Source organism: Campylobacter ureolyticus (assembly GCF_013372225.1).
Classification (GTDB): domain Bacteria; phylum Campylobacterota; class Campylobacteria; order Campylobacterales; family Campylobacteraceae; genus Campylobacter_B; species Campylobacter_B ureolyticus.
On sequence record NZ_CP053832.1, the window covers coordinates 1,393,682 to 1,416,601 of the forward strand.

Annotated in this window: 17 protein-coding genes; 8 read left to right on the plus strand and 9 right to left on the minus strand. The window is 30.2% G+C overall.

Features of this window, described 5'->3' with window-relative positions; all coding sequences use genetic code 11:
* Positions 1 to 54 precede the first annotated feature (54 nt).
* From CURT_RS07055 to CURT_RS07075, 5 genes are all read right to left on the minus strand, one after another.
* A complete protein-coding gene (locus CURT_RS07055) occupies positions 55 to 6,951 on the minus strand; it encodes a hypothetical protein (RefSeq protein WP_018712724.1) in 6,897 nt (2,298 codons plus the stop codon).
* 121 nt (positions 6,952 to 7,072) lie between these two features.
* Positions 7,073 to 7,606: a ribosome hibernation-promoting factor, HPF/YfiA family gene (gene hpf / locus CURT_RS07060; RefSeq protein ID WP_018712725.1), complete on the minus strand. Its 534-nt coding sequence runs from the start codon at positions 7,604 to 7,606 to the stop codon at positions 7,073 to 7,075.
* Positions 7,607 to 7,677: 71 nt separating this feature from the next.
* Positions 7,678 to 8,142, minus strand: coding sequence for a hypothetical protein (locus CURT_RS07065; RefSeq protein WP_018712726.1), 465 nt, complete (start codon positions 8,140 to 8,142; stop codon positions 7,678 to 7,680).
* On the minus strand, positions 8,142 to 9,023 hold the full coding sequence (locus CURT_RS07070) for a type II secretion system protein (protein WP_018712727.1): 882 nt from the start codon (positions 9,021 to 9,023) through the stop codon (positions 8,142 to 8,144). The genes CURT_RS07065 and CURT_RS07070 overlap by 1 nt, the downstream gene beginning before the upstream one ends.
* Positions 9,024 to 9,033: 10 nt before the next feature.
* Positions 9,034 to 9,861, minus strand: a complete 828-nt coding sequence (locus CURT_RS07075; RefSeq protein ID WP_018712728.1) for a prepilin-type N-terminal cleavage/methylation domain-containing protein — start codon at positions 9,859 to 9,861, stop codon at positions 9,034 to 9,036.
* 254 nt (positions 9,862 to 10,115) lie between these two features.
* Here CURT_RS07075 and CURT_RS07080 point away from each other — a divergent pair, with 254 nt between their 5' ends.
* Positions 10,116 to 10,754 (plus strand): outer membrane protein assembly factor BamD, encoded by a 639-nt coding sequence (locus CURT_RS07080; RefSeq protein ID WP_018712729.1) that lies wholly within the window; start codon positions 10,116 to 10,118, stop codon positions 10,752 to 10,754.
* A 19-nt stretch (positions 10,755 to 10,773) separates the two neighbouring features.
* Complete coding sequence (gene lon / locus CURT_RS07085; protein WP_018712730.1) at positions 10,774 to 13,200, plus strand: endopeptidase La; 2,427 nt, start codon at positions 10,774 to 10,776, stop codon at positions 13,198 to 13,200.
* A 512-nt stretch (positions 13,201 to 13,712) separates the two neighbouring features.
* Here lon and CURT_RS07090 read toward each other — a convergent pair.
* Complete coding sequence (locus tag CURT_RS07090) at positions 13,713 to 14,288, minus strand: PAS domain-containing protein (RefSeq protein ID WP_018712731.1); 576 nt, start codon at positions 14,286 to 14,288, stop codon at positions 13,713 to 13,715.
* 131 nt (positions 14,289 to 14,419) lie between these two features.
* On the opposite strand from CURT_RS07090, the gene CURT_RS07095 reads away from it, so the two are divergent.
* Positions 14,420 to 14,848, plus strand: coding sequence for a hypothetical protein (locus CURT_RS07095; RefSeq protein ID WP_018712732.1), 429 nt, complete (start codon positions 14,420 to 14,422; stop codon positions 14,846 to 14,848).
* Positions 14,849 to 14,929: 81 nt separating this feature from the next.
* On the opposite strand, the gene argJ is transcribed toward CURT_RS07095, so the two are convergent.
* The 3 genes from argJ to rpmB are packed head-to-tail and all read right to left on the minus strand — an operon-like array spanning position 14,930 to position 17,449.
* Complete coding sequence (gene argJ / locus CURT_RS07100) at positions 14,930 to 16,111, minus strand: bifunctional glutamate N-acetyltransferase/amino-acid acetyltransferase ArgJ (protein WP_018712733.1); 1,182 nt, start codon at positions 16,109 to 16,111, stop codon at positions 14,930 to 14,932.
* Positions 16,104 to 17,234 carry a potassium channel family protein gene (locus tag CURT_RS07105; protein WP_018712734.1) on the minus strand — a complete coding sequence of 377 codons (1,131 nt, stop codon included), beginning with the start codon at positions 17,232 to 17,234 and terminating at the stop codon, positions 16,104 to 16,106. Before CURT_RS07105 ends, argJ begins: the two co-directional genes overlap by 8 nt.
* A gap of 23 nt (positions 17,235 to 17,257) precedes the next feature.
* Positions 17,258 to 17,449 (minus strand): 50S ribosomal protein L28, encoded by a 192-nt coding sequence (rpmB, locus tag CURT_RS07110; RefSeq protein ID WP_018712735.1) that lies wholly within the window; start codon positions 17,447 to 17,449, stop codon positions 17,258 to 17,260.
* Positions 17,450 to 17,608: 159 nt separating this feature from the next.
* On the opposite strand from rpmB, the gene rpe reads away from it, so the two are divergent.
* The 5 genes from rpe to CURT_RS07135 all read left to right on the plus strand — a co-directional run bounded on the left by rpe (position 17,609) and on the right by CURT_RS07135 (position 22,822).
* A complete protein-coding gene (gene rpe / locus CURT_RS07115) occupies positions 17,609 to 18,250 on the plus strand; it encodes a ribulose-phosphate 3-epimerase (protein ID WP_018712736.1) in 642 nt (213 codons plus the stop codon).
* Positions 18,247 to 19,026, plus strand: coding sequence for a 3'-5' exonuclease (locus CURT_RS07120; RefSeq protein WP_018712737.1), 780 nt, complete (start codon positions 18,247 to 18,249; stop codon positions 19,024 to 19,026). Before rpe ends, CURT_RS07120 begins: the two co-directional genes overlap by 4 nt.
* Positions 19,027 to 20,157 (plus strand): alanine racemase, encoded by a 1,131-nt coding sequence (gene alr / locus CURT_RS07125; protein WP_018712738.1) that lies wholly within the window; start codon positions 19,027 to 19,029, stop codon positions 20,155 to 20,157.
* 166 nt (positions 20,158 to 20,323) lie between these two features.
* Positions 20,324 to 21,586 (plus strand): saccharopine dehydrogenase family protein, encoded by a 1,263-nt coding sequence (locus CURT_RS07130; RefSeq protein ID WP_018712739.1) that lies wholly within the window; start codon positions 20,324 to 20,326, stop codon positions 21,584 to 21,586.
* Positions 21,587 to 21,802: 216 nt separating this feature from the next.
* Positions 21,803 to 22,822 (plus strand): AI-2E family transporter, encoded by a 1,020-nt coding sequence (locus CURT_RS07135; RefSeq protein ID WP_018712740.1) that lies wholly within the window; start codon positions 21,803 to 21,805, stop codon positions 22,820 to 22,822.
* The last annotated feature ends 98 nt before the right edge of the window (positions 22,823 to 22,920 follow it).

Below are 22,920 nucleotides of genomic sequence, written 5' to 3' on the forward strand. Positions count from 1 at the left end.
TTTAAGAGTTTTAAAGATAGGTGACAAAAGCCACCTATCTTTATTTATAGCTTGCTACCAGCTAATTGCATTATCAAGGGTATTTAAATTTCTAATTCTATCTTTTGAAGATGAAGCATTACCCTCATTATATAGATATCTACCCACTATATCACCATCTTTTACTTGTCCAGTTCCTCCCCAATTTGCTATATTTCTACTCTCAACTATTATCTTAAAGATATTAAAGTTATCGCTATAATTTATATCTTCTCCACTATAGATAAACCAAGGCTTAACATGAACTTCAACAATTTCATCTTTATTATCAGGTTGTACAACGCTTAGAGTTAGTCTTTCATACATATTATTTATATCTTGCATTTGTCTTCTACCTGTCAATCCCTCTACATTATCATTCACATAACCATTAAGTGGAACAAAGTCATTAGATGTTATACCAGCTAAACTATTATAGTATTCAAACCTATTAAGGAAAAATTTTGGTCTTTCATCGCTATTTACTGCTTTTGCTGTTATATTGCTATCTATGATAGGTAGATTATTTTTTGCAAAGTCGGTAGCTTTTGCGGCATCTACATTTCCAGTATAATAAATCATAGAGTACACATCAACATCTACACTTTGACTATCTTCTTGAGGATACTCTTTTTTTTCAGCGTTAATATATCCATAATAAAAAGTAGCTTTAGATGTTTGGTTTACATCTACAAATTTGCCATTTTCAAGGGTTAGAAAATTTCCATCATTGTCTTTTTTGTTACCATCATACCTCTTAGTTTCAGAGTCGCTAATCTCTAAAATCTCATTATTAAATTTTTTGAAAATTCTACCCTTAGCTTTTATTCCTTTTGTTAAAACCTCACTAGAAGCTATTTTTTTATCAGTACGAAGATCTTTTTCTTCAAAAGCGACGTTGTTGCTTTTTATAAAATCATCAGCATAAATAAGTTTAGGATCAATACGGTCATTTTTACCTTGGAATCTTTTGAAGTTAAATTTTAGAGGAAGTTCAAATTTTGCATTATCAAAACCCTCTTTACTTGCTGTTACAGCAACTTCACCATACTTTGTGATAGTTTTTTTCCCATTACTACCATCTTTTTCTTCCACTTTAACTTCACTATTAATGGATATATTTCCATCTTTAATACTTGATGAATAGACAAGTCCATGTTTTAACTTACCAAATTTATTAGTTCCGGCTTCTGGCTTGTAGCATTCAGAACTTAGGTTGTGAGTATCACAATAACCTCTCTTACCTTCTGGATTTACTTCTAATGACTTGCATCTTTCATCGCTTGCAGTTTTATTACAATCAAACGCAAAATCCAATCCAAACTCAATGTCTCTAGCATAACAACCTTTGTGATAAAGTGTTGGATAAATTTCTAAATTTTTATAAACTCCCTTATCTTTTAAACACTCTTTATCTACACAAACACTTGCCTTTGAAGATGCAGCAGTAACGTTTAAATCAAGGCTTGCTCCCATATTATCAGGATTTGTGTTAAAAAATGTGTATGTATAAATCTCGTCTGTTCTAAAAGGATCTTGCTTTATTATCTTATCTTTTATACCTAAAACTGAGACCATAATCTTGTCGTGTGTAAATTTAAGCACTAAATCCTCAGGAATTAGATATTTGTTTTTAACATTATCTCCGATAGATTTTATACTGCTTAGCTCTTGATCTTTAAAGCCTATATATGCACCGACTTTATTGCTGTCTTTATCTTTATTGTAACTGTAGCTTTTTACTTCTTTATCCAAGTATGGTTTATCATATTTGGTCCATGATGAGTCAGTAAGTCTCATCTTCGCATAACCGATATTATAGTAATTAAGCTTTCCTAAAGATCCTAAGTCTATATTGGCAAATTTTTTCTTATCATTACTTGCTTTTTGAAAGTCACTTAGACTATTTGCCTTAGTTGTCTCATTGTAAAATGCTCTTTCTGTTGCATTTTTATCTTTACCGTTTTTATCGATGGATCTAAAATCAACTCTTAAGTTATTAGAAGCATTAACTGCATTACCCCATAATGTATTACTTCCGGTAGGTTTATTATCCCCACCATAACTTATACTTTTTCCATCCGCATTCCTAACCACATCTTTTACTTCATCTAGGTTACAACTATCAGGCACAATTGTTGATAAAATAGCTGATTTAGTAAAATTTGGATCGCTGTTGGCTGTTATGTTTGAATCATCAGGAATAAGTAAAGACTCATATCCTAAAACATAGTTTCCACCCTTATCTGATGGGTAGATATTATCTTTAAAGCTTTCATGAAGTTTATTTCCACCAAGATTGTATGTCTCATCTTTATTTAGTTCTTTGTTAAGTTTAAAATATGCAGGTCTTACAGCAAATGTATCTCCTGCACAAATATCAAGTCTATATTCGTTTAGATACTTTTCATCTATTTCGCCTTTGCCTTGTTCTATGCGCTTTTTATGCTTATCTATACAAACATTTTGGCATGCTTCTATTTTACTATCTTTTGTAGCTGCTGGCTCATCATGATATCTACTAATACATTCTTGCTTACAAGATGTTAAAATTTCAGCTCCTGATGGCAGGTAGCTTACTATAAAAGTATAATCAGGTCTTGCAAAACCAACAACGATATTTTTCATATCAATAATTTTATCCTTATCGCTGTCATTTGTAAAATATTCAAATGATGAGAACGCATTTACTTCTTTAGACTTATAGAAACAACCTTTTTTTAAGTCTGCACAATTTCCTTTATTTTTATTGATATACATTATAGTATCCATATTTGTTGCTTCATTTTTGAAAGATTTTTCTTTTATGGCAAAATCTTGATAATGATTAAAATGTATATCTTTATTTTCTTTTGCTATTTTACAATTATTTTGCCTATCGCCAAGCTCTGTCAATGTTACCAAAGTAGTTTCAAATTTACCATCAAGTCTTCCTACTCTTCTAGTCATCTCACCACTTATACCACTTTCAAGTTTTCCTAACTCAGATTGTTTATTGTCCTTGTTATCTTGAGTTGTTTTAAGCTTGCCTTTTAAATCGCCAATTTCAGTCTCTAAATTTTTCTTTTTAATTTCCAAATTTGCTTTATTTGCTTCAGCTTTTTCTTTAGCGGATTCAAGATTTGCAAGTTCATTTTTTAAACTTTCATCATCTGGTTTTTGCTCAATAGCAACTTTCAAATCAGCTATTCTTTTTGTTAAGTCTCCTATTTGCGTGTTTGTTATCTCAAGCTCTTTTAAAACCGTATTTAGCTCACTTTGTTTTTTGGCGATATTTTCATTAACCTTATTAATTTCAGAAACTAGTTTTTGAATTTCTTCATTTAATTCGTCTCTTTTTTTATTAAACTCGCCAACTTTTCCTTTCATAAAGCCCTCATCGCTACACTGTTGCTCAGTATATCCTAGAAGAATACAAATCTTTTTGTCACTTAAAAGCTTGCTAAGATAATCATCGGACTTGCCTGTAATATTTACATCATAATTTATCTTGAGATCAAATGGCTCATTTGCAACTTGGGTGTAAAGACCCTCGTAATCTCCTTTTTTCTTAAAGTCCTCATTTACTACCTTTACTCCATCAAGAGGAACTACTTCAACTATATTTTCCCACTCAGTTTTACCGCTAGGAGATGGGCACTTAGCCATAGAAATATTATAATTAAGCTCAACACCTTTTAATGAAAAATCATATGTAAAACTAGGTTCTTCATAGTATCCTCCAACTCTTGTCTTGTATTCTACATAAACCTTGTCTTTTTTATTTTTATTTAAAGATCCACCTGAGATATTATTGCCATTTACATTTCCAGCACCATCTCCTATAAAAAATGACAGATAATTACCATCGTATTTGTTAAATTGCTTATCTTTATAAGCTTGGATTAAATTTGTATGCTCCTCATCTTCATAAAGCCCTTTTTGATTATCTTTCATATATTTTAATTTTGAGTCGATAAAGTCATTTGGACCTGTCTCAGTGAGTGAGTTGTCTATCCTCATAGAATCATTTGAATAAATTATATTATCTGATAGTTTAGCTTTTACTTTTAATCCACTAGCATCTTCAGCTTCTGAATTATCAGCTATAGTAAAATAAACTTGATTTTTTACTGTCTCACCCTCTCTTACAACAAAACCAGCACCTCTTGAGCTCTTTCCAGCACTATTATAAACTGTATTATAGTAACAAACATCTGGCACATAAAGGTCAGTTGAGAATGCAAAAACACTTGGGTAAGTCTGCTCTGCATATGTTGTACTACCTACTCTTCTTGATTTAACTCCATAGTTAAATTTAAGTTTAGTTTGTTCTTTTTTCATATATATTTGTTTATCTGTAGAGTTTAACATAGATGTATTTATAGATATTGACTTGTATAAATCACTATCTATTTTTTCAACACCATGAGCTCCTGGTTTTACCATAGAGATACCACCACTATATGAATGTCTATTATTAAGGATATTATAGACATTTACCATATTTGAAAAATCTCCATATTTAGAAATTTTAAATGGAGCTGCCTCATCATCGCCAAACCTTATAGAATAGTTTGCATTTGATACAGCGTAAACGCTAACTTTTGCATCATATTTATCTTGTCTTGGCGTATAAAAACCATCAAATACCATATTTAAAAATTTACTATCATTTTCTTTTTGCAAGTCATGAACCAAAGTGGCAAAACCATTGTGTATAGTCACAACTTTAGGCTTATAAAAGTCATAATGGGGTGATGACTTACTTGGCATACTACCTCTATCGTAGACAACAGTTAATGCCCAAGAGCCAAAATTAGCAGTTTTTGCACTACCATAGATAAATGATCCATTGCTCCAGAAACTAACACCATCCCCATATGCTCCTCCAGAGTTTAAAACTGTTCCATCCGTAGCTTTGACATTAGCTCCTGCTATAGGAAATAATAATATATTGCCTTCTTTTTTAAGTGACTTCTTATCAGTATTGGCTAATGCTTGCTTTAAAAAGTCAGTAACATCTGCTCTAGCTGAATACACAAACCATAAACCACCTTGATTTTGTGCATTATTATAACTAAATATATAGTCTATATCCTCATCTTTTGCAAACACCTCTTTTTCAAGACCGCCAGCTATAAAATTCATCTTATTGTAATCTTTTATGTATTTTTCAGATATACTTGCAAGATTTCTATTATCCCCTTTTGAAGGTGTTATAGTTGAAGATATAGTGCGTAAGCTATATTGTTTACAAACCTTAACTCTTTCACACTCTGCTGGGTTTTTGCTACAAAAATCATTTAAATTTATAGGTTGTGAGCCATAAGTATATCTTTTACAAGTATTTACTTCACTACATGACTCAGGGTTTTTACTACAATAGTCATCTATGTTGATATTGCCACCGCTAAAAGTATAATTTTTACAAGTTTTTACCTCTTCACAATCATTAGGATTATTTGTACAATGACTATCGCCTAAAGTTATTTTAATAGATTGTATTTTTATGGTATCTATTTCCTCATCAAGATTTCCAAATGGTTTTGGATTTTTTTTGTTAGCAGGCTGATCTATATAGCATTTATCATAATCAACAGCCCATTTATTTCTCCCAATAGATTTTCTACACTCAAGCCAACCAGCAAGTCTGTAAAATCTCTTTATTCCCCCATTAAAATTTTCATCTATACTGTCACAATCCTCTTTGCTATTACCACTTTTTACACAAATTTCTTTAAGCTCTCTAACGGTATAATGAATTTGATTTTTTAGAATATACTTATTTCTTCTTTGAGCTTGTTCATAATTATCTATACTATAGCTAAGTGTAGGTGTGTAGTATTTAGTACTTATAATATTATCACACTGAGAAGCCTGGTCTGGAAATTGCCTTTTACACTCTTGAACCATTTTAGGGTTATAATATGCTTTATTTAAATTTTTCTTTTGAATGCTTGTATAACTCTCAGCTGTGCATTTAAAGTCAAGTTTTGAATTTTTTTGATTATTATATGATATAGGGGTATAGTATCCACTATTGGAAACCTTAAAGATATCATTACATTTTTTATTATTGTTATATTTTTCTTTACAGTTTTTTATAACATCATCATCGATAAGCTTTAAGTCAACTTTTCTCATTTTCTGTCTTCCTGGCTCTAGGCAAGCAAATTTAAAGTTGTTATTGACATTGGCATTTGGATTATATGTTATATTTTTATAGTAATCATTTAAATTAAAACGATTATCGTTAGTAGTGGGATTTGGGTAGTAAATACCATCTTTTATCTTATATGGAATTTCGTCACAAGAAACATTATTTTTAAATTGACTGTTAAGGCAAACTTCAATCAAGTCTTGATGGTCTATCCTTGCTTTATCTTGTTTTCTAACAACTATATTATCTTCTTTACTGCATGAATAAACAAGTGATTGTTTGTTTATTTTACCTGTAAGGTTGTTTTTATGGATACTTCCTATCCAAGTAAGAGTAGCATATTTTATATATTTAGGCTCGATACTGTCTGGCAAATATAAAGATGCCATCGAACTATTTAAATATTTATTGTTTAATTCAGTAAGCATGTATGAACTAGAGTTATCCAAATCAGTTTTTTTATTAAAATTCATAATAGTATTACCTGTAATGGAGTAATCACCATATACTAAAGATGAAAATCCATTATTATCAAGCGGATTACCAGTAAAAGATGAGTAAGAACCAACTTCTGGAGAAAAAGACAAATTAGTTTGATAATAAACAACATTATTAGTGCTATCTTTTGTTCTTATCAAATCACCTCTTGGCGCGCCATATCCTGCTGGTGGGCAATTGTTTGTGCCATCTGGGCATGGAAGCATACCATACTCATTAACTCCTTGCGCAAGAGTCAAACTTAAAAAAGTAGAAACTCCTAATACGCATTTAAAAAACACATTTGTTTTCATCACTTCTCCTTTAAAAGGCTTAAATTTATAAAAACTCTAAATTTTAAAGCTTTTATAAATTTAAAACATCTTATTAAAAGATAAAAATTTTTAAGGCCGAATTTACTCAGCCTTAAAATAACTAAAATAGTCCAAATTTTCCATCTTTTCTTTTATATAAAACTCTCATTTTAGCATTCATATCGTTAAATACTAAAAACTGATCATTACTATTTTTTAAAGAAAAAAGTGCTTCGTCAATTTCTAGTGGCTTATGAGTTTCAAGCTCAGCTTCAACTATCTCATCTAGATGCTCGCTAAGATCTATATCATGGCTTTTATCAAGAACTATCTCTTTTAACTCATCTTTGTTTTTATGAGTTTTCCACTTATCATGTTGTCTTCTTAAAACCTTAGAAGCTCTATCTATGATACTATCTATAGCAGCGTAAAGATCTTTATCTTTTTGAGATATAACAATAGTCTCTTTTTTTGGTAAATTTATAGATAAATTTACAACAAAGCCTTTTCTTCCTTGCTTTTCATCAGCTGAGATAACACATCTTGTTGAAACTATGTTTAAATTATACTTTTCTAAATTTTCAAACGCTTTTTCTAAATACTCTTTTATAGTATCTGTTAAATCAAACTGTTTTCCAACTATGCTTGTATTCATTTTTTATTTCTCCTTAAAATTATTTTAATATTTTTTATCTTAGTTTTGCACTTTTTCATAGTTTTAATATTTTATGGTCTTTGCACTGTTCTTCTATGAAACCTAACAGGCTCTATGCCATCGGTGTTTTGCACCATAACATCTATTAAAGCGACATTGTAATAATTAACCCTATTATTATTGACATCTTTTAATTCCATAAATCTCTTCCTAATATCACTTGATGCTTTTATATTAGGGCTTCTACCGCATCCTGGCATTTGACTATCAAGATAAAATATATTAACTCTTGCACTAAATCCATCACCAAAATCATATGTTTTTTCTGTAAGACAATCTTTTGAGTAATCAGTTCCTTGCATGTCCAAAACTGCTAAACTTGTAGCACTCATAGCATATAACTCGGCTTGTTCTTTTAAATAAACATCACCTGATTGTTTTACCATCTTTGAAGATAGAGATAATGACATCATGCCTAAGGTTGCTATAAGCATAACAAAAAATATCGCCATTATTAAACTAAAACCTTTTTTCATTAGAACACCACCTTTGTCTTACAAACTACGAATCTATTATTATCAGTAACACCATGTTTTTGGGCATTTGCATTTACACAAAGCTTCAAATCCATCCCACTTGCACTAAAACCTCTAAACCTAAACAAAGTAATATTTTCAACCAAAAGAGATTTTCTACCATTTCTATATGTTTGCCCTATCCAAGGTCTGTAGTCATAATATAAGTATAAATTTCCATTTTCAGGAACTATGGCATAAGCTGAATGAGCTATTTGATATCTATCCGAAATTTCTTCACCCACATAATCTCTTGCAAGTGTGATTCTTGCGCCATTGTTAGGCATATTAAAAACCATAATTTTATTCGGATTCTCACCTCTAAATCCATAACCATTTTCTCTTGTAGTTGATATACCTTGAAATATCATTGCCAAATTTTGATTTCCACCTCTTGATATGGAATTTATAACATTAATTGCGGCTGATAGCCTACCTCCTATTAATATGGCTTTGCCATCTTCATACCTACCCATATCTAAAAATCCACTCCAACCTATAGAGTCATCCACACTATTTCCTGCTAAATTTCTACTTTGTGTACTTTGCCCAATCCACTCCAAGATATCATGATCTTGCTGGAGTCTTGAGTCATAGACTAATACAATGTCATTTGGATTCGAACTTCTTCTACCAATTGTTGCTTGCTTAACTCTATCACTTAGTCTTGAGGCTATTTGATCAAGTGCTAGCTTGGTTTTATCCTCTACCTCATCTACTACTTTTGAGGTAAGATAGTTTTTATAAACATTTGTATAAATATTGCTTCCTATCAAAGATAAGATAGCAAGTATAACAATAACAAGTATAAGTTCAATTAAAGTAAAAGCTTTTTTTATCATCTTAGATTCCTTAATACCTCATAACCATAGGTTTGTTCATACCTATATTTGGAGCATAAAAATACATCGTTGATCTATACTCACCAGTTCCAGGATTTCCAGCTGTGTCTTCAACTGTTACCTTCACACGCTTTATGTTTGTAGGCACTCCTCCATCTATTGGACTTCCTTTCTCGCTAGTTGAAAAACTTAAAGTAGCGCCCCCCGAAATAGTGCCACTTACATAATCAACTTCTGTAACAAAAAGCATATCTGAGATAAAATCCTCATTTGAGACTTGTTCATTTCTGGTTGCAAGAGTACCACGAAAATCATCTATATCATTTCTACCATTAAATCCATAAGAGTTATTACCAGGAGTATAAGTTTTAGTTCTATCAGCATCACTTATTCTATTTTGATTAACATAGGCAGGATTATTTGCAATTAAACTTCCAAGTCTACTTCCAGGCCCACTTCTACCATTTAATGGCACTGAGTTATATATAGGAATTCTAACATTTTTATTACTTCTTAAATAAGACTGAATAGAGCTGTTACTCTCACATGTCCTGCCCCCATTTTCACACATAGTTTTAAAGGCTGTACTATCCCAAGGCATTGAAACAATCCTACCCATTAGTGTTTTAGCACTATAGGTAAGCTCCTGTTTTATAGCCAACTCATTTGATTTTTGAGTTTGCGATACAATCTTTGGAAGTGAAGCTAAAGTTATGGCAACTATAACTATAGCAAGAACAAGCTCTATTAACGAAAAACCTTTTTTTAAAGATCTTTTTTTGACATGAGTTATGCCACCAAAAGACCTATAAAACACCAATTTTTTGACTGTTTTCATATAAACCACCTCTTGGGACTATTCTAACATTTTAGAAAAGCTACACTAAATTTAGCGTGATTATATCATAAATAGTCAAAAATCTATCTGAAATATTTAAATTTAATTTTTTATTCTATAACTATTTGTTTTAAATAAATTGAATATTTAAATAAATTTGCAAATTTTAAAAATAAATTTAATTAAATTAACCGATTATAAAGAGTAAAAGTGTAGAATAAATGATTTAAAAATTTACAACAAGGATTTTAATTATGAAAGTTAAAATTTTAACTCTTTTTTTTGCACTCATTTTTATAATGGGTTGCAGCACAAAGTCATCTGGGCTTTACAATCTAAGACCTGAAATTTGGTATAACCATATAATGGCAGATATAAAAGCAAATGACTTAAAAGAAGCTGATAAGCACTACAACCAATTTGCAAGTGAGCACGTCGCCTCACCACTTCTTGAGCCAACACTTTTGGTTATGGCACTAGCAAATATAGATGAGGGTAAATACACAAGAGCAAATGAACTTTTAGATGAATATATAAGAAGATATGGAACAAAAGAAAAAATAGAATATGCTAAATTTCTAAAAATAAAAGCAAATTATGACTCTTTTCAAAAACCAAATAGAAATCAAAATTTAATGCAATACAGCATAATAGAAATTAAAAATTTCTTATCAGAGTATCCAAATACTCAATATAGACCGCTTTTAGAAACTATGCTTATAAAATTTAAGCTTGCAGTTTATCATCTAAATGAAAATATAAAAGATCTGTATGTTCAAAAAGGAAGAGATGTATCAGCTAAAATTTATGAAGACAAACTTCAAAACTCAGCCTTAAAAGATGCAAATTTATCAGCTCCAAATCTTCCATGGTATAGAGCATTTTTTGAATAATATAAAAAAAAGGAAATAGATGAAAATTTCACAAAATTCTTTGCCCATAATCACTATGAATGGACAATTTTTGTATCCATTCATGATAACACCTATTTTCATTCATGAAAGCGATGAGCTTGAAACCTTGGAGTTTGCTATGAAAAATGAAACTATGATTTTAGTAGCAAATGAAAAGGAAAATGCCACTTCAAAAAACAAATTTGAAAATATTTATAATGCCGGTGTTGTTGGAAATATAATGAGAAAAGTAGATCTTCCAGATGGAAGAGTTAAAATTTTATTTCAAGGAGCTTATAAAGCTAAAATTGTAAAAGAAATTTCACAAAAACCGCTTTTAGCTGAAATAAAGCAAATAGAGATAAAAATTCCAACTGATAATAAAATAGAACCACTTTTAAATATCTTAAAACAAAAAATAAAAACACTAAATTCAATGAATGGTTATTTTTCGCAAGATTTATTAAGAACAATTGAAGAAAGTAGTGATGCTATAAGGGTTCTTGATTTAACGCTAAGTGCTTTAAGGCTTACAAAAGATAAAGCTTATGATTTTTTTATAAAAGAAAATTTAGAAGAGCTTTATTTTGATACGATTGATTATATCATCCAAGAAATAGAGGCAAATAGACTCGAAAAAGAGATAAAGTCAAAAGTTCACTCAAAAATAGAAAAAACAAACAAAGAGTATTTTTTAAAAGAGCAATTAAAGCAAATTCAAAAAGAACTTGGCAATGAAAATGAAAAAGAAGAAGAAGTTTTAGAGTATAGAAAAAAACTTGATCTTAAAAAGCCATTTATGAGTGATGAGGCGTATAAAGAGATAAAAAAACAGATTGACAAATTTGCAAGGCTTCATCCTGACTCAGCCGATGCGTCAATGGCTCAAAGCTACTTAGACTGGGTTTTGGAAATTCCTTTTGAAAATCTAGCAAGGAAAAAAAGCTCCATGAGTGATGTTAAAAAACAACTTGATAGTGATCATTACGCACTCACAAAACCAAAAGATAGAATAGTTGAGTATTTTGCTTTGCGTGAGCTTTTGGAGCTTCGTGGGCTGAAAGATAAAGTAAATAATGGCATAATTTTATGTCTTGCAGGACCTCCTGGAGTTGGTAAAACAAGCCTTGCAAATTCAGTTGCAAAAGCTTTAAAAAGAGAACTTGTTAGAATAGCTCTTGGCGGACTTGAAGATGTAAATGAACTTCGTGGCCATAGACGAACTTATGTGGGTGCAATGCCTGGAAGAATAGTTCAAGGATTAATTGACGCAAAACAAATGAATCCAGTCGTGGTGCTTGATGAAATAGATAAAATCTCAAGAAATTTTAGAGGTGATCCAACAGCAGTTTTGTTAGAAGTGCTTGATCCTGAACAAAATAATAATTTTAGAGATTATTATTTAAATTTCAATATTGATTTAAGCAAGATTGTATTTATAGCAACAGCAAATGATATAGGAAGTATCCCTCCTGCACTTAGAGATAGAATGGAGTTTATATTTTTAAGCTCTTACACACCACAAGAAAAATTTCAAATTGCAAAAAAATATCTTATCCCGCAAGAACTTAAAAAACACGGACTTAAAGCAAGTGATGTAAATATAACTGATGCAGCATTAAAACTACTTATAAGTGATTATACAAGAGAAAGTGGTGTTAGAAATTTAAGAAGAAAAATAGCAGACATCTTAAGAAAAACAGCAGTTAAAATTCTAAATCAAGAAAAAAACGAAAAAGTCTTAGTAAGTAATAGAAATCTAGAGGAATTTGTAGACAAAAAAGTCTTTGAAATAGATACTGTTGACAAAAAAGATATGATTGGCATAGTAAATGGTCTTGCTTGGACGGCAGTTGGAGGAGATGTTTTAAAAATAGAGGCTATTAAAATAAAAGGTAAAGGAAAGCTTAATATAACTGGGCAACTTGGTGATGTAATGAAAGAATCCGCCATAATTGCTTTTAGCGTAGTAAAAGTCTTAATAGATGAAAATAAGCTTGAAATTCCAAAAAAGCTATATGAACAAGCCAATATAAATATAAATGAAAGTGAAAAAAGTGAAAATAGTCAAAATTTAAAAAACAACAACGAACAAATCTATAATCTTTTTGATCTTCATTTACATGTTCCAGAAGGTGCAACCCCAAAAGATGGTCCTAGTGCTGGTATTACAATGGCTGTAGCTATTGCTTCTATTTTGTCAAATAAAAAAGTTAAAGCTGATATTGCAATGACAGGTGAAATTACCCTAAGTGGAAAAGTTTTACCTATTGGAGGGCTTAAAGAAAAACTAATTGCAGCTCATAAAGCAGGTATAAAAAAAGCATTAATTCCTAGAAAAAACTATGAAAGGGATCTTGATGAGCTTCCGAGCGAAGTAAAAGACGCTATTGAAATAATACCGGTTGATACTATAGATGATGTATTAGAAAATGCCTTAGTTTAAACAATATGACAGCTAAATTTAGCTGTCATTCATATTTACTTTGCAATTTGTAGTATAAATTTATAAAACATAGATAAAAATTAAAACAAAAACCCCATAAAACAATTCTTTTATTAGGTATGTTTTTTATCTGATTACTTAAAATTACTATATTAAAAAATATTAATTGTATTTATTTTACCTTTTGTAAATAAATAAATTTTAGCCTAATGTTATCTTTGCAACATAAAAAAACATGAAAAATCTAAGTTAATAAAATCTAATTAATTATGAAGCTTATAAGCTATTATGCTTATTTTATCAACTTTTTTAAACTATAAAATATAAGTAAAACCTACTCATAAAACAAGAATTAAAAAAACAAAATTTTATAAAAATCCTAAGTTAGATACTTGAATAAATACTTTTAGCTAAACTAATTACAAAACCAATGACAAAAAATTAAAACACTTCTACATTTTTAATAAAATAATCCCACACTTTTTTTATTGTTATGTATGGGATTATTTAAATTATCTTCCAAAACCAAAAATGCCTCTTATAGACTTTAGCATACCATCAAAAAGGCTTGATTTACCCTCTGTAATTTCATCTAGGAACTTTTCATAAGTAGTATTGTTATCTCTTAAAAATTTAGCCAAATACTCGCCACTTCTTTCCATGCCGCCAACTTTTTCAAGCTCAACAAGTTTTTTATAAATAGGAATTATCTCTTTTATTGCTTTCCTAGGGGCTGCACTTCTGTAAGCTGTATAAGAAACTATCTCGTTAGTGATAGGGTCAACAACTGTTTCAAATTTAGTTAAAACCCAATAGTATCTTCCATCTTTTGCTAAGTTTTTAACTAGAGCTTTAAAATCTTTATTCTGTTTTATTGTATCCCACATAAGTTTAAATGCTATCCTTGGCATATCAGGGTGACGAACTATGTTATGTGGTTGACCAATAAGTTCTTTTTTGCTATATTGACAAACTTGTATAAAATAGTCATTTGCATAAGTTATAACACCTCTTGGATCTGTTTTTGAGATTATGTATTTTTTAGGATTTAACGGAATTTCTTTATTTTTTGGCACAGGTTTTTTCATAATATCACCTCTTCTTAGTAAAATTCAAATATTATAGAATAATATAACTTAAAATTAAATTTATAAACTCTTAAATTTTTTTTAACTGAAATTATGATATAATACAAACAAAATCTAACAAAGGACTAAAAGTGAGTAAAAGCGAAACAATTAATGCTTTTAAGAGTATCACAAATCATCAAAATTTTGTAATGGCAAGGATAAAAAACTGTATACGATATGAAAGAGATAAAGAAATTGTTGATATTGTTGGTGAAGAAAATAAATTTGATGACGTTATAAGTGATGCAAGTTATAAATTTCAAGAGCTTTTAGGATCTATTCTATATAGTGAAGTAATTAAGAATTACTATTTATGGAAAGATACATGCACTTCAATATATAAAATTTATATAAGAGATTTGGATACAAAAAGGCTTAAAGTAAATAAAATAAGCGATATGGATAGAGAAATTATAAAGTCTAAATTTGATGACCTAGAAAATATACAAAAGATTTTAACCCAGTATTGCGATACTGCTATTGCAAGGCTAAATGCTTTGGGTGATGATAAATTTTAAGCAAGTTATAAAAATTAAATTATTTAAAACTTGCCTATATGTGTAGATTATGCCTTTGTCTTTTAGAAATTTTTGTAAAAGTTAAGATCTATAACTTGCGTTTATATCAACGTATACATGACCTAAATCACACCCATAAGCGCAAAATTTACCATCTCCTATACCTAAATCACAACTTATTTTAAAACTTTCTTTTTGCATTATAGCATGAGCTTTTTGCTCTCTTTCCTTATCAAGTTCAGGATGATTGATGTCATAAACTAAAATATCATCATATTTTATAACCAAACTCTCTTCACTACACTCAATGCCACTTGCTCCAATGGTTGAAGCTATTCGTCCCCAGTTTGGGTCTTCTCCAAAAATTGCTGTTTTTACTAAAAGTGAATTTGATAAAGCCTTAGCTGCCTTCATAGCCTCTTTATCATCTTTAGCGCCATTTACTTCAAAAGCTACGACTTTGCTTGAGCCTTCGCCATCTTTTACAAGCATTAAAGCTAAATTTAAAGTTATCATATCAAGTGCGGTTTTAAAAGCTTGTTTATCATAGTCTTTTTTGCCACTACTTATAAGCATAACAGTGTCATTTGTAGATGTGTCACCATCCACACTAACAGCATTAAAACTATTTTCAATGCTTGATTTTAAAAGCTCATCCATATCATCTTTTGGGATATTAGCATCAGTTAAAATATAGCATAGCATAGTAGCCATTGCTGGGTTTATCATACCTGCACCTTTGCAAATAGCAGCTATATTAAAACTCTTGCCATTTTCTAAATCAACTCTAAAACTAAGCTCTTTTTTAAATCTATCGGTCGTCATTATAGATTTTGCAACAGCATCTGAGTTTCTAGCATAAAAATCAAACTGATCCAAACCTTTTATGATTTTTTCTTTATCAAGCCTTTGGCCAATAACACCCGTAGAGCTCATTATGGGATTAATTAATTTTATTTTTTTGCCAAGTTCTTTAAAAATTTCATCGATATCGTCTATGCCCTTTTTACCAGTCATAGCATTTGCGTTTTTTGAGTTTAAAAGTATAAAATTTGTTTTAAAATTTTTAGGGTATCTTAAAAAATGTCTAAGTGGTGCGGCTTTAAATTTGTTCGTAGTAAAACACGCACTTATTAAAAACTCTTCATCACTTCTTATAAAACCTAAATCATTATTTTTTTTCTTTACGCCTGAATGCACTCCATCAAAATAAAACCCATCAACATTTTCAAGTCCGCCTTTTAGCGAAATTATATCAAACATATTTTAACTCCTGCGGTTTATATCTACCATTTATAAGTTTTCTTGTATAATTTATCCCCTCAGCCGTGCCTATAACTAAAAGTGTAGCATTTGTGCCTATTATAGCATCACCACCAGGCATCGGGGTAAATTTATTATTTTCATCTTTTATTCCAACTATATCAGCACTTGTAATTTCTCTGAGTCTAGTTTCACGAAGTCTTTTAAATCTAACCCAAGAATGACTTGGAACTACAATTTCTTCAATATCAATTAAAGAGTCTTTTTTATATAAAAATCTTTCTAAGATATTTTCCATATCTGGTCTTACACTTATAGCACTAAGGCGCTGAGCGGCAAGTTTTGATGGAAGTATAACTGAGTCTGCACCAAGCTTTTTAAGCTTATCTGCATCTAAATCATTATCAGAAACACTCATAACAAAATATGGCTTTTTAAGCTCAAGCTCTTTTTCATATAATCTTACAGTTGCAATTATTGCAATATTATCAGCTATATTTGAACTAAGTGCAATAACGCCTTTTGCACTAGAAAGATGAGATTTTAAAAGTGAAAGTTCAGTATGAGGTTCGCCTTGTATAAAATAAGGATATTTATTATCATGAGCAATCTTACTCAAATCATCACTTATGTCAATAACAACAAAAGGGATATGATTTTCTCTAAATTGCTTTGCAAGCTCAATTGTATAGATATTGTGATAGCAAATAACAAAGTGATTTTTTAATCTTGCTATTTTATTTACCATATTTCTCTCCCTAATGGCATTTACTAAAAAACCTTTTTTTAGGCTTTCTATAACAACACCTAAAGAAAATGTAAAAGCCCCAAAACCAGCAAAAATAAATGCCACAGTAAAGATTCTCCCAGCTGGAGAAATCTCAGCAACTTCGGTAAATCCGACAGTTGTAAAGGTCATCCCTGCTTGATAAAATCCATCACTTAAAGAAAAACCGCTAAAAACCATATATCCCAAAGTTCCAATTAGCATAAGCGAAACAATAAGAATTAATGGTAATCTAAACGGTTTTAACTGTTCGTAAAGCTCAAAGTTAAGATTTACATCAGGTTTTGAAGATCTTGTCCAGTTGAGAAATTTACGAACCCTATCCCAAAAAGACATTTTAACAAACTTTTATATAAAAACTATCTGGATTGTTTTTTCATAGTTCTTAAGGTTGAAGCTGCAACTTTTATTCTTCTAGTTGTTCCATCTTCTAAAACAACTCTTATGCTTCTAAGATTTGGTAAAAATCTTTTTTTATTTTTGTTGTTAGCGTGGCTTACGCTATGACCTACCAATGGGCCTTTTCCTGTAATAGCACATCTTTTTGCCATATTTTATCCTTTGAAAACTTAAATTTAAAAGGTTGATTATACCAAAAAATCTTCAAATCTTACTTAAATTTATTAAATTTCGTATTTTATTAGTTTTTATGATTTAAAAGGGTAAAATTCAAATTTTAAAATTAGTTATAAAAAATTTAAGGAATTTAAATGTATGTAGCGCCAAGTATTTTATCAGCTGATTTTGCAAATTTAGAAAGTGAAATAAAAGCAGTTTGTGAAGCTGGAGCCGATCTTATACATATAGATGTAATGGATGGGCATTTTGTACCAAATTTAACAATTGGACCTGTTGTAGTAAATGCAGCTAAAAAGTCAAGTTCCGTGCCTTTAGATATTCATCTAATGGTTGAAAATCCAAGCTTTTTTGTAGAGATGTTTTTAGGGATTAAACCTAAATTTATAGGATTTCATATTGAGGCTGAAAATCACCCTTTAAGATTAATAGATCACATTAGAAACAACGGAATTTCACCAGCTATTGTTTTAAATCCACACACGCCGATAAGTTCATTAAAGCATATCATAAATAGTGTTGATATGGTTCTTTTAATGAGTGTAAATCCAGGATTTGGCGGGCAAAAATTTATGCCTATTGTAATAGATAAAATAAAAGAATTAAAAGAGCTTATATATAAAACAAACTCAATTTGCATGATAGAAGTTGATGGTGGTGTAAATGGGCTTAATGTAGCTGAGCTTGATGAAGCTGGAGCTGATATAGTAGTAGCTGGAAGCTATATATTTTCATCAAATGATTATGAAACTGCAATTAGATCTTTAAAAGTATGAAAAAAGTTAATAAATTAGAAAATTTTATAGATTTGCTTTCTCAAAAATCAATTAATTATCATGACTTTTTAATAAAATCAAGTGAGATTGATGAGATAAAATTTGACCCAAAAGATTTTAATATGTGGCACGCTTCAGGACTTGAAGTGATAAAAAAGGATAATGGAAAAGTAACAATTGCTACAAAAGATAAAGAGATTAAAGATGAAATTTTTTGCATTACAGATATTGAGACAAATGGCGGCATAAAAGATGGACAAATCATAGAAATAGGAGCAGTAAAATTAAAAAATGGTCTAATTATAGACAAATTTAAAAGCTTTATAAAAGCTGATTTTATCCCTGAAGAAATTAGCAATTTAACTGGAATTGTAGTTAGTGATTTAGACAATGCTCCAAATTTAGCCACCGTGCTTGAGAAATTTAAACTTTTTTTAGGAACAAGTGTTTTTGTAGCTCATAATGTTAAATTTGATTATGATTTTATAAGCAAAAGTTTGGAAAAATTAGACTATGGAGTGCTTTTAAATAGGCGAATTTGCACCATTGAGTTAGCCAGACGAACAATACCATCTGCTAAATATGGACTTGGCTCATTAAAAGAGCTTTTAGGCATTCATAACGCTCATCATAGAGCCTTAAATGATGCAATAAGTGCAGCAATTATTTTTAAAGTAGCACTTGAAAGACTTCCTTGGACAGTTCAAACGGTAGAGGATTTAATACATTTTTCCAAAACAGCAAAAAGCGTTAAAATAGTAGAAAAGAAAGAGTAAATGTCAGTAGTTTTTGCAAAAATAAATTTGGATAATTTAAAACAAAATTTTTTAAATTTAAAAAAATTTGTTGGAGATGATATAAAGTTTTGTGCTCTTATAAAGGCAAATGCTTATGGGCATGGAAGCGTGGAAATAGCTAAAAGTTACGCTGAGTTTGGGGCGGATTATCTAGCAGTAGCAAGAGTAAATGAAGGTGAAGATTTAAGAAAAAATGGTATAAAGTTGCCTATTTTGCTCCTTGGATACAGTGATGAAGTAAAAAAAGCTCTATTAAACGACCTTGAACTTTGTGTTTTTAACTACGAATATGCAACCACTATAAATGAAATAGCAAAATCTTTAAATTTAAAGGCCAAAATTCATATCAAGCTTGATACTGGAATGGCAAGACTTGGTTTTATAGTACGCGATGAAAAAAGCATTTTAGAAACAACTTTAACTTGTTTAAAAATTTCAAAACTCTCAAACATAGAAATAGTTGGTGTTTTTACTCATTTTGCTAAATCAGATAGTGCTGATAAAAGCTTTACAAACCTACAACTTAAAAGATTTAATGCTCAAATTTATGATTTTGAGAAAAATGGGCTTAAAATACCATTAAAACATGTCTCAAACTCAGCAGCTATTTTAGATACACAAACTGCAAATTTAAATATGGTAAGAAGTGGAATAGTTGGTTTTGGATTTTATCCATCAGATGAAGTTAAAAAAAGCGTAGACTTAAAACCTGTTATGAGCCTTTATGCTATGATTTCAAATATTAAGATTTTAAAACCAAATACCCCAATTAGCTATGGTGGAGTTTACACAACAAAAGATTATGAAAAAATTATAACGATTTGCATCGGTTATGGTGATGGATTTTTAAGAGAGCAAAATAATCCAGAGGTTTTAATTAATAATGTAAAATGCCCAGTAGTTGGGCGAATATGCATGGATCAATGTATGGTAAAAGTGCCTTTTGATATGGAAGTTAAAGTTGGTGAATATGCAACAATTTTTAATGAAGGTGATTTTAACGCTTCAAATTTAGCCAGAAGATGCAATACTATAAGTTATGAAATTTTATCTTTAGTAGCTTCAAGAGTTAAAAGAATTTATTACAAAGATGGCAAAATTATAGATTAAATTTATCTTAAATTCACTTATTTTTATTAGTTAATGATATTTTTTTAAAGTTAAAATAATTAAATATTTTACTTTAGCTATAAATTATCAAAATTATTGACATATAAAATTTTGAAATGTTATTGTTTATTTGCTAAAATATCTAAAATTTTTAAAAAGGATAAAAATGGCAAATTTACTAATAATTGGAGCTGGTGGAGTTAGCCAAGTTGCAACCTACAAAGCTGCTGCAAATTGTGATGTATTTAGCAAAATAACTCTTGCAAGTAGAACAAAAAGCAAATGTGATAAAATAGCAAAATTTATAAAAGAGCGCCTTGGAGTAGAAATTCAAACCGCACAAATTGATGCTGATGATACAGACGCAGTTGTTAGTCTCATCAAAAAAACAGGTGCTGAAATTTTATTAAATGTTACACTTCCATATCAAGATTTAACACTAATGGACGCTTGCGTAAAAGCTAAAATTAACTACATCGATACTGCAAATTACGAGCATCCAGATACTGCTAAGTTCGAGTATAAACTTCAATGGGCAAAAGATGTGGAGTTTAAAAAAGCTGGGGTTTTAGGGCTTCTAGGAAGTGGCTTTGACCCAGGTGTTACAAATGTATTTTGTGCCTATGCACAGCAATATCTGTTCGATGAAATTCACTACATTGATATACTTGATTGCAACGCTGGAGACCACGGATATGCATTTGCTACTAACTTTAACCCAGAGATAAATTTAAGAGAAGTTTCAGCAAATGGACGATATTGGAAAAAAACTAATGATTCCACAAATGAGCGAAAAACAAACTGGAAAAATGATGAATGGGTAGAGACAAAGCCTATGGAGATTGGCTTTAAATGGGATTATCCAGAAATTGGCGTAAAAGATAGCTATCTTTTATATCATGAAGAGCTTGAAAGCCTTAGCAAAAATATCAAAGGTTTAAAACAAATTAGATTTTTTATGACATTTGGACAAAGCTATTTAACCCATATGAAATGCCTTGAAAATGTTGGAATGCTTCGCATAGATGAAGTTGAACACAATGGCGTAAAAATAGTTCCTATTCAGTTTTTAAAGACACTTTTACCAGATCCTGCGAGTTTGGGTGCAAAAACAAAGGGCAAGACCAATATCGGATGTATGATTCGCGGAGTAAAAGATGGCAAAGAAAGACAAATTTACATCTATAATGTTTGCGACCATGAAGAGTGCTATAAAGAAACTGGAGCTCAAGGAGTAAGCTATACAACAGGAGTTCCAGCGATGATTGGTGCAAAAATGATAGCCCAAGGTAAATGGAGTGGCGAAGGCGTGTTTAATATGGAGGAATTTGATGCAAAACCTTTTATGGATGAACTTAACAAGCAAGGACTTCCTTGGAAAATAATTGAGATGAAACCAGGCGAGAGCTATAAGGTGGGCGAAATTTAAAAACTTAAAGCAAATTTGAGATTTTTTAAAATTTGCTTATTTTGCAAAAAGCATTTAAGTAAGTTGGTAGCACAACTCAAAATTTAACTAAAAATAAATTTTGTACTTTGTTTTGTAAAATCAACTTACTTTTCTATTCATCAAATCAAAATTTTTATTATATTTTTATATCTTTTTGCTAAAATTACAAAATTTAGTAAATTTGAGGAATTTATTTTGAGACTACAAACAACTTTAATAACTCTTGCTTCCATAATCATAATTTTTGCAGGCTTAAAAGCTGCAAACTCAGTAGTAGTGCCTTTTTTATTAGCTACATTTATAGCAATTGTAACTTCTCCTGTTTTAGATGCCTTAGAAAAAATTAAAATTCCAAGAACTATTTCATTTATATTTGTAGCATTTTTACTGCTTGGATTTTTAGCATTTATTGGAAGTGTTGCAGTTACTACGATGTTTGACTTTTTAGGACAACTTCCTGAATTTAATAGAAAATTTCAAGTATTGTTAAGTGAATGGATGGAAAAACTAAACAACACAGATTTTAAAGATATGATAGTTTTTGATCCAAATATGTTTAACTTAGAATCCAATAAAATTATTACGACAACAAGTTCACTTGTTAGAAAAACAGGTTCAATGATGTCTATGTGGCTTTTTATACTTTTACTTGTTGCATTCATGCTTTTTGAAACAAGAGTTATGCAAGAAAAAGTAAAATATCTAAGCCGTAAATATTCAAATGCTGTTGTTTTTGTAAATTCTTTTGTTTATAATCTTAAAAGATACCTTTTTATAAAAACAATAGTTTCAGTAGCAACTGGGCTTATTATAGGTTTTGGACTTTATTATTTAGGCATTCCATATGCGGTTTTATGGGGAATAGTTGCTTTTATAATGAATTATATACCTACAATTGGCTCTTTTGTAGCTGCTGTGCCAGCTGTTTTTGTAGCATTAATAAGTGGAAATTTTTCAGATACTATTTGGGTTGTAGTGCTATATATAGCAACAAATACTATTTTTGGAGTAATTTTAGAGCCAAGATTAGTTGGTGAAGAGCTTGGAATTTCAACTATAACTGTGCTTTTTAGCTTACTTTTATGGGGTTATGTTTTGGGAATGGGCGGACTTTTTTTAGCAGTTCCATTAACCATGACTATTCAAATCGCACTTAAAATCAATCCTAAAACCGAATTTATAGCTGTAATGTTAAGCAACAAAGCTGAAAAATAACTGTTACTTTATATAGATTTATTTGAGCCTTTTAGACTACTTGTTATCTCTAGTTAAAGAATCTACTTTTTTATTTGGATATAACTCTTTAGGCTCAA